This is a genomic window from Paraburkholderia atlantica, assembly GCF_009362785.1.
Lineage (GTDB): Bacteria > Pseudomonadota > Gammaproteobacteria > Burkholderiales > Burkholderiaceae > Paraburkholderia > Paraburkholderia atlantica.
Genome location: NZ_WHNQ01000209.1, coordinates 1 through 888 on the forward strand (window position 1 = coordinate 1; position 888 = coordinate 888).

2 pseudogenes are annotated in these 888 nt (G+C 57.0%); both read right to left on the minus strand.

The window, feature by feature from the left end:
* Positions 1–205, minus strand: a pseudogene (locus GCT19_RS42290) (IS5/IS1182 family transposase); the annotation flags it as partial.
* Between the two features lie 421 nt (positions 206–626).
* Positions 627–888: pseudogene (locus GCT19_RS42305) on the minus strand (IS6 family transposase); the annotation flags it as partial.

Below are 888 nucleotides of genomic sequence, written 5' to 3' on the forward strand. Positions count from 1 at the left end.
GCAACAGCAGCGCCCGCATCAGCTTCTCAGGCGCAATCGAGGCACGGCCGGTGTCCGCGTAGATGACGCTGAACAGCCCGTTGAGCCGTTTCAACGCGTCATTCACCAGCAACCGGATCGGTCGCAACGGGTGATCTGCCGGGACGAAGTCCTCGAGCTTGACCGTCGTGAACAGGGGTTCCTGCATCTCATCCATTCCGCGCATCGCATCCGCTGCCAAAGATCATGAACACGATATCCATAACGCCCGTCCCTCAAACCCCGTTTACACGGGACCCAAATTCAACAGCCTGCTAGGCCCCATCATCGGTTTGATGATGCGTTTGATGGCACGGTGATGCTGCTCGACGACGTTGTTTAGGTAGTCCAGCCTGAACAAACCGTAGAGCCTGAAGCGTTGGGGGTTTCCGGCGGAAATCGTGTTGTTGGAATTGCAGAGACCTGGCATATTGCTGGGTATAGCCTGCAAATTCTGACGAGGTTTAGATGGGTCCGAAGACGCCTGTAACGGAGAAGGATTTGTTCCGGCATCCACTGCGCGAACAGATCAATCTCAAGCATCCACTGGTACGGCTTTGTCACGTTAGAGAGGAGAGAAGGCAATGCTGGCAGGGGCGATCAGTTGCTCAAAAAGCGATAGACGGAGTTTGGGTGAGTTCGGTGAAGCGATGCCACGCAGCAAATCGCAAGGCGAGTTGTTGGCGATAGCGTGAAGCCCGTAGCCGATGTCGCTTGAGGGCAAAGTGCTGTCGGATCGGGCCGAAGTTCGACAGGAAAGCTTGAGTGCGCTCGGGCAGGCGGAAGCCCCGCATACGCCGTTCGCGTTCCCGGGTTGGCTGATGACTATTCTCGGCGCGGTTGTTGACGCGGGCGCTGGCTTTGACGAAC